This is a genomic window from Streptococcus intestinihominis (assembly GCF_046824975.1).
GTDB lineage: Bacteria > Bacillota > Bacilli > Lactobacillales > Streptococcaceae > Streptococcus.
Genome location: NZ_JBKQBL010000001.1, coordinates 426,253 through 433,906 on the forward strand (window position 1 = coordinate 426,253; position 7,654 = coordinate 433,906).

General features: G+C 45.4%; 5 protein-coding genes. All 5 read right to left on the bottom strand.

Features of this window, described 5'->3' with window-relative positions:
* A partial coding sequence (locus ACLOR3_RS02250; RefSeq protein WP_412036951.1) for a KxYKxGKxW signal peptide domain-containing protein occupies positions 1–2,663 on the bottom strand: 2,663 nt, incomplete at its 3' end.
* A gap of 186 nt (positions 2,664–2,849) precedes the next feature.
* Positions 2,850–4,310, bottom strand: coding sequence for a glutamate--tRNA ligase (gltX, locus tag ACLOR3_RS02255; RefSeq protein WP_411400120.1), 1,461 nt, complete (start codon positions 4,308–4,310; stop codon positions 2,850–2,852).
* Between the two features lie 98 nt (positions 4,311–4,408).
* The gene (locus tag ACLOR3_RS02260) at positions 4,409–5,191 is read right to left on the bottom strand and encodes an alpha/beta hydrolase (protein WP_129822526.1); all 783 of its coding nucleotides are present in this window, start codon (positions 5,189–5,191) and stop codon (positions 4,409–4,411) included.
* 73 nt (positions 5,192–5,264) lie between these two features.
* Positions 5,265–6,926, bottom strand: a complete 1,662-nt coding sequence (locus ACLOR3_RS02265) for a ribonuclease J (RefSeq protein WP_411400122.1) — start codon at positions 6,924–6,926, stop codon at positions 5,265–5,267.
* A 213-nt stretch (positions 6,927–7,139) separates the two neighbouring features.
* Positions 7,140–7,654, bottom strand: a 515-nt coding sequence (locus ACLOR3_RS02270; protein WP_412036952.1) for a hypothetical protein, incomplete at its 5' end; no start/stop codon positions are given.

Here is a 7,654-nt window from a genome sequence, read left to right on the forward strand (position 1 = left end):
GACTCTGAAACACTTTCTGATGCAGACTGACTTAACGACTCGGACTCAGAGGTCAAAACGGAATCACTTGTCGAAACGGAGGTACTCAAGAATTCTGAGACGGATTCGGAAACACTTGCCGAGGTAGACTGACTTAACGACTCGGACTCAGAGGTCGAAACGGAATCACTTTTTAATACCGAAGTGCTTAACGATCCTGAGACACTCTCTGACAGGCTCTCAGATGCAAACTGACTTAACGACTCGGATTGAGAAGTCAAAGCAGATTCACTTGCAGAAACCGAAGTACTCAACGATTCTGAGACAGACTCTGAAATGCTTTCCGATACCGACTGACTTAACGACTCGGACTCAGAGGTCGAAACGGACTCACTCGCGGAAACCGAGGTACTCAACGATTCCGAAACCGACTCGGATTCAGAAGTCAAAACAGATTCACTTGCAGAAACCGAGGTACTCAACGATTCTGAAACAGACTCGGAGATACTTACCGATACTGACTGACTTAACGACTCGGACTCAGAGGTCGAAACGGAAGCACTTGTGGAAACTGAGGTACTCAAAGACTCTGAGACGCTCTCTAACAGGCTCTCAGATGCAGACTGACTTAACGACTCGGATTGAGAAGTCAAAACAGATTCACTTGCAGAAACCGAAGTACTCAAGAATCCTGAGACGGATCCTGAGACACTTGCCGATATAGACTGACTAAGCGAATCGGACTCAGAGGTCGAAACGGAAGCACTTGTGGAAACCGAAGTGCTTAACGATTCCGAAACCGACTCTGAAACACTTGCCGATATAGACTGACTAAGCGAATCGGATTCAGAGGTCGAAAGGGAAGCACTTGTGGAAACCGAGGTACTCAACGATTCCGAAACCGACTCCAAAACACTTGCCGATGCAGACTGGCTGACAGATTCGGATTGAGACCTCGAAACAGACTCGCTTGCAGAAACCGAAGTACTCAACGATCCTGAAACCGACTCGGAGGTACTTTCTGAAGTAGACTGACTGATCGATTTAGAGATTCTTAATGACTCTGACTCGCTGACTGATGCAGACTGACTCTCTGATACCACCGCACTGACTGATTTAGACTCACTAACAGAAACCGAAGCAGATTCCGAAAGGCTCTCTGATTCTAGAACACTCAAAGATTGAGATGCTGCTGTTGATACCGAGAGACTTGTAGAGAGCGAGATGCTTTGAGAAACAGCGAGTGAGGTTGATGCACTCTCCGATTCTGAATAGCTCTCAGACAGAGACTCTGATAACTTGGTCGATTGTGACCGCATTTGAGAAGTACTTTGCGCTTCAGATACGCTCTGGGAATAACTCACTGAGAGCGACTGCGTGCGAGGATCCTCTGTCAAAGGTACCTTCACAGTATTAGACGTCAAATCCTTGAAGACAACCGTGATTTCTCCAGTTGCAGAGACTGAATAGCTCTTAAAGTCTTTAGACGCTAGCAGACGTGGATTTGCCACTTTGAACTTTTCCCAAACCTGCGCTTTTTCAGACTCAGTCAGATTGGTCAAATCAGTCACCTGAGTATTAGAAGTCACTGGAGCAATTGGGTTCCGAATGCCATCATTTTGAGGCAAGACCTTAATGCGGAAAGAACGATCGAGAAACTGATTTCTAGCATTGGTAAAACGAACGGTTATCGTATACGTCTTCCCGGGTTCGACAACCTCTGTGCCTCCGACTTTCCCTTCGATCAACATGGGAGCAAAAGGTGATTTCAAGGTTGCATTGGGAACGAGAACACCCTCAACCCGTTCACTGTTGGGAGCATAACCCATATAGGTGAGAATGACCCCACCATTCTGCTCTCTCACAATGTACTGCAACCGAATTGGATCTGAATTATAAGCTGTGATCAGATGATTATTTGCTGGACCACTCATGACAAAAGGAGCACGAAAAGCACTGTCCACTTCTAAGGCACTACCTGTACGCGGATCTCTCTTCCCTGATTGTTCTCTTAACACAGCATTGACCAAGCGATTCCGAACAGACTTAGCCTGAAGGAGCGTCACTTCTCCATCTTGACCCGGATTGGCTAATTGGTTGCGGATGGCCTCCAGAGCTTCTTCCGCTTCCAACACAAGTCCCTCTCCATCCTTCAATTCTTTCGCTTGCTCTATATAAGAATAAAGGTCTTGAGCTATACGTTGAAGCTGTTTATGCTGAGCAGGATCTGAGACGGCTACAGACTCTTGGTCCCCATTTGAAAGGACGCTAGCTTCCGCTATTGAAGTAGAGGGCACTGCTGAACTCGTCGTAGATAATGTAGTAGAAAGGGAATCACTCTGTAACTCTGATGGAGACCACTCGCTCGTAGACAGACTGGTCGTTAACGACTGTTCCACACTGCTCAACACCAAGCTATCCTTACCTACTACGCCCACTTCCGAATCCACTTCTGACTGCAAAGTTGGACCTGCTAGCTCGTCAGCATCCGTTGGATGCGCAATTGACGTCGCACCCATAATGGATCCAGCAGCAATCAAGCCTTTTAAGGCTATGGAGCTTGGAGCATCCATACTAGAATGATTGGAAACATCTTTTCCTTTTTTAGCTCGCAAAAAAGAAGCATTCGAACAGGCTACTCGAATCCAATGTTTCCCCGATTTTATTAATTTAAATCTCGTCACTCTATTCCATGTTTTCTTCAGCAAGGTAAGGATGCCCCTCTCTCCTCAAAAATTATTCTCTCTTGATTATACATGATTGAATCCTATTTTCAATCATTTTGGCTAAATCTATGCTCTATCTCAGCAAAAAAGCCATCGAATCGATGACTTTTTAAAAATGAACAGCATGGTTTCAAAAGCTGGTTCCTATTTTGCAATTTCTTCCAACATTTTTTCAATGTGTTGGATGGATTTCTCACGTCCAAGCAAGTAGATGGTATCTGGCAATTCAGGACCATGCATCTCCCCTGAAACGGCGATACGGATTGGCATGAAGAGATTTTTTCCTTTGATACCAGTTTCTTTTTGGACCGCTTTGATTTGTGGGAAGATATTTTCTACCACAAACTCTTCGTCTGACATAGCTTCAAGTTTCGCTTTGAAGGCTTCAAGTACAGTCGGAACCGTTTCACCAGCCATGACTTCTTTCTCAGCTTCTGTCAATTCTGGGAAATCTGAGAAGAAAAGGTCTGTCAATGGTACGATTTCATCCACTGACTTCATTTGTGGTTTGTAGAGTTCCACCAATTTTTCAGCCTTATCTGTCAAGCGTCCTGCTGCTTCGAGGAATGGTTTGGCCATTTCAAAGATGGTCGCAAGATCCGCATTCTTAATGTACTCATTGCTCATCCAGTCCATTTTCTTCTGGTCGAAGGCTGCTGGAGACTTGCTAAGGCGGTTTTCATCAAAAAGCTTGATGAGTTCTTCACGAGAGAAGATTTCGTCTTCCCCACCAGGGTTCCAACCAAGAAGGGCGATAAAGTTAAAGACTGCTTCTGGAAGGTAACCTTTCTTACGGTAATCTTCGATAAATTGAAGAGTGTTGGTATCGCGTTTAGACAACTTCTTACCAGTTTCAGAGTTGATGATCAAGGTCATGTGACCGAACTCTGGAGCTTCCCATCCAAGCGCTTCATAAACCATGAGCTGTTTTGGTGTATTAGCAATGTGGTCATCTCCACGGATGACGTGAGAGATTTGCATGTCATGGTCATCGATGACAACGGCAAAGTTGTAAGTTGGGTAACCATCTTTCTTTTGGATAACCCAGTCCCCACCGATATTACCACCTTCAAATTCGATATCACCTTTGACCATATCATGCCACTTGTAGATACCAGACTCATTAACTGCCAAGCGAACCGTAGGGATGATTCCTGCTGCTTCGCGTTCTGCGATATAAGCTGCTTTTTCTTCTTCGCTCATGCCGAGGTATTCGTTGATGTAGCGAGGTGTTTCACCCGCTGCTTCTTGGCGTTCACGCTCTGCTGCCAACTCTTCTTCTGTAACGTAAGACTTGTAGGCTTTCCCTTCGGCCAAGAGTTGGTCGATATATTTTTGATAGAGTTCCAAACGCTCAGACTGGCGGTAGTTTTCATGCGTCTCTGGACTTTCATCCCAGTCCATGCCCAACCAACGAAGGTTTTCCAGCTGGGAACGTTCGCCGTCTTCGACGTGGCGCTTACGGTCCGTATCTTCGATACGGATGATAAAGGTTCCACCATGGTGGCGCGCATACAAGTAGTTAAACAATGCTGTACGAGCATTTCCGATGTGTAGTAGTCCGGTTGGACTTGGTGCATAACGCACACGAATATCTTTAGTCACGTATGTTTCTCCTAATTGTTCATTGATTCTGGGCTTCTCTTCTAACTGGCCCAGGCACTTTTCACTCTATTATAGCACATCTCTGCATGAGTAGCTTCCTAATCGAGTCGTTCTTCTAGTTCAAAATCAATTGGCAGGGTTGCTAAGAAATGCTCCAACTCCCGCTCCCAATAAAACCATTCATGTTTTCCTGGTCCATGGCTGTAGGTGATATCAAAACCGAGGTCCTTCAGATGATCCACAGCTGTATTGTTGGCCTCATACAGAGCATCCTGCTCGCCACACCACGCCCATAAGACCGTCTTTTTATCTGAGTACTTCTCAGCAATGCTTTCCAAGGAGTAAGGACTCGTCGTCCAATCTTCTAACTCTCCAAAGACCCCTTGCCAATAAGCCTTACTGCCAAGGTCGGTATCTGCTAGTTGACGTCCCTCAAAGCTAAGAGCACCAGAAAAACTAGCAGCATGCGAGAAGCGATTGGTTTGAAGGGCCAGTTTGAAAGATCCATAGCCCCCCATCGATAGACCAGCAATAAAGGTCTTCTCCCGCTTCTTGGTCATATTGGGGAAGAAGCGTGCCAAGGTCTTAGGCAATTCCTCTGCGATGGCTGTGTAGTAGGGATAGCCATACTGGGTATCCGTATACCAACCATTATTGGTATTAGGCAAGACGACAATCAAATTGGTCGAACGTAGGATCCGTTCCACATTGGTCCGTTTCAACCAGGAGTACTGATTGCCATTCATCCCATGAAGGAGATAGAGGACCGGGATATCTTGATCATCTGGATTTTCCACCCGAGACGCATCTGGGTAGAGGACGTTGATACCCCACTCCATTGCGAGCGCTTCTGAATAGTATTCAATCTGCATTACTGCCATCTATCTTTCCTCACTATTTCTTTATTCCTTGATAAGAAAAAGCCGACGATCGACTTTTCCTCTTATCTTAATCCTAGCGTACTTCCATGACGACTGGCAAGATAGCTGGTCGACGTTTGGTCTGGTCAAAGAGGTACTTGGCCAAACTATCACGAACAGCACCCTTGAGCTCGCCCCAATCGAAGCTGTCCTGGGCTAAGTATTCCTCCACACTTTGGTTGACAATCTCTGCACTTTCGCGCAAGATATCGCGACTCTTCTTCACATAGATAAAGCCACGGGTGTGAACTTTTGCCTTCGAGATAATGCGTTTTTCACGACGGTTAACGGTAATGGCCACAATAAAGATACCATCTTCTGAAAGGACTTTCCGGTCACGGAGCACGACATTTCCAACATCTCCAATAGCATTCCCATCGATGAGGACATCTCCAGCAGAGACGCTACCAGCAGGAACGAAGTCACCATTGTCATATTCCATGATGGTGCCTTTTTTCGGAATGAAGATATTTTCAGGTAAAATCCCCACTTCCATCGCAAGCCGTGCATGGGCATCCAATTCACGGTATTCCCCTTGGATTGGGAAGAGATAGTTCGGACGAAGGAGGTTGATCATCAATTGAAGATCACGCGCATTTCCGTGTCCTGATACACGCAAGCTTTGAGTAATCGCTTTTACGACTCCGCCTGCTTGATAGACCATATTTTCTACACGTGCCATAACCGCTTCTTTGGCGATAGATGGAGTTGTTACGATATAGACCAAGTCGCCATCCTTAATTTCAACATAGCGGTGACGGCCAATGGACATCTTACGGAGGCCGTTGATAGGTTCACCCATCCGCCCCGTTTCAAGAATAATCAATTCATGATCCTCAAAACGAGGCATTTCTTTTGGCTTGATCAATATTTTTTCGTTGGCCAAAGACAGTTTATTTAAACGAATCCCTGTCCGGACAATATTTTCTACGTCAAATCCAGTCAAAACAACCCGGCGCCCTGTCTCTGCAGCTGCGTCAAAGACTTGCTGGATCCGTGATAGGTTACTTGCAACAGCGGCTACAATGATACGGCCATCCCAGTCAGCAATGGTATCTAGGATTTCATCCCCGACCTCTTGCTCACTAGCCACTTGAATCTTACTATCAGCATTGGCAGAGTCACTCAAGAGAGCGAGGACGCCTTCTTGTCCAATCTCTGCCAAACGAGCAAAGTCTGTCGCATAAAACTCACTCGCTGTCTGGTCAAACTTAAAGTCTCCGGTATAGACGATATTTCCTTCAGAAGTCTTGATGACAATTCCTAAACTTTCTGGAATAGAGTGGGTTGTCTGGAAGAAGGAAACAACCGTTCCTCCAAAATCAATCTCTGAGTTGGTATCGATCACATGGAAGTCATTGAACTTCTTGACACTATCATTGCTCTTGACAAAGAGCTTGGCCAACTCGATGGTCAACTCTGACCCAAATACGGGAACTTTAGCCTCCGCTAAAAGATAAGGAAGGGCTCCGATGGCATCCGCATGCCCGTGCGTTAAAAAGACTCCTGCGATACGATCGCTATTCTCAAAGAGGTAGTCCATGTTGGGAATAACGACATCGACCCCTAGTTGCTCATTTTCTGGATACTTGAGACCAGCATCCAAAACAAAAATAGAGTCATTTACTTCAGCTATGTAGAGGTTTTTCCCGTTTTCACGGACTCCACCTAAAGTAATCAACTTAATGTTACTCATGTTTTCTCCTTTATGTGATGGTTCATACTTACGGTCCTTGGCTCACCAAGTCGAATTACAGTTTTGCAAATTTCTTGCATATCTAGAACATTATACTATTTTTTCACGATTTTTTCAAAAGTCAGACCAAACAAAAGCCCTCCATCATCTGATGGAGGACCCTTTATTAAGACCAAAGACGATAGCTTAGATTGTCAGCTTGCTAAAGAGACTCTAGTCCGTATGATAGTCATTTTTCTTATTCTCAATCACCCGTATCGCCGCCTTGATCACGTGAAATTCATTTAGCAGTTCTTCTAAGTGCTGGTAATTCCGATCGCTAAGCGCCCCCTTCTTAAGGGTTTGAGACAAGCTATAAAATCGATCGACATGCTCATCAATATTGGCCAGCAATTCTTTGGCTTCTTTCAACCGGTAGCGATTCAGGAGCTTGCTCTGGCTATGCTTATAAGCGAGCACATTCTCACGATGAATGTCTTGACAGACTTCCTTCTGTTCTTCATCCACCGTCAAATTGACCGCTTGGAAGCAAGTAATAAATTCCCGATTCTTCAGATCACACACAAAGACGATACCGTCCTCTGCTACGTAGGCTTCCGTATCGGGTCGTTGATCAAAACTGCTATCAAAATGATGAAGCGAGGGCACGTGTTGATTGACCCAGCGTTTCAACTGTTCTTCATCGACCCCAAAACGTTCCATTGCTCTTTCTTTAAAGTGATCTCGAC

What these genes read in the sequence shown, in the direction of transcription:
- ACLOR3_RS02260 (WP_129822526.1), bottom strand. Translation starts at nt 5,191, where the DNA reads ATGGCAGTAATGCAGATTGAATACTATTCAGAAGCGCTCGCAATGGAG.
- ACLOR3_RS02265 (WP_411400122.1), bottom strand. Translation starts at nt 6,926, where the DNA reads ATGAGTAACATTAAGTTGATTACTTTAGGTGGAGTCCGTGAAAACGGG.